1 protein-coding gene is annotated in these 694 nt (G+C 35.9%); it reads right to left on the bottom strand.

The window, feature by feature from the left end:
- Positions 1-694: type III PLP-dependent enzyme domain-containing protein (locus AC1DDX_RS27820; protein ID WP_477623092.1), on the bottom strand; the 694-nt coding region annotated here is incomplete at both ends.

Here is a 694-nt window from a genome sequence, read left to right as displayed (position 1 = left end):
CAATGTTTTCTCTTAAATTGTAATGTGAAGCCATTACTTCTCCATAAGCTCCAGTACTATTTAAAGCAATAAGATCTCCACGAAGTGTTCCCGGCAATTCTACCTCTTTGCCAAAACAATCCGTGCTTTCACAAATGGGTCCAACTACATCATACTTTACCGAATTTGGTTCTGATACCCGTGAAATATTGGATATTTTATGATAAGCTTGATAAAGTGCCGGTCTCATTAACTCAGTCATACCTGCATCAAGAATAATAAAGTTTTTTTTCTTCCCATTCTTTACGTATAGCACCTTGCTTATTAATGATGAAGATTGTCCTACCAATGCACGACCTAATTCAAAATGAACTTCCTGATTTGATCTGACATTAAGAAAATCTGAAAATATTTTAAAGTAAGCGGCAAAGTCTGGAATCTGCTGCTCCGGATTATGGTAATCAATACCTAATCCACCGCCAACATTTAATACCTTTACTGTAAAGCCTCTTTCTTCGAACCACTCGGCAAATTCATTTACACGTACACAAAGATTTTTATATACATCAAGATTGGTGATCTGTGAACCGATATGAAAGTGAATCCCAATAAACTCCAGATTAGGGGATTTTTTTAAAGTTTCAGCACATAATGGCAAATCCCATGAGTTTATACCAAACTTATTTTCATCCAATCCAGTGGTGATGTTGTGATG

This window comes from Pedobacter sp. 10L46_2 (assembly GCF_056395165.1).
This window is presented reverse-complemented; position numbering and strand designations above follow the sequence as displayed.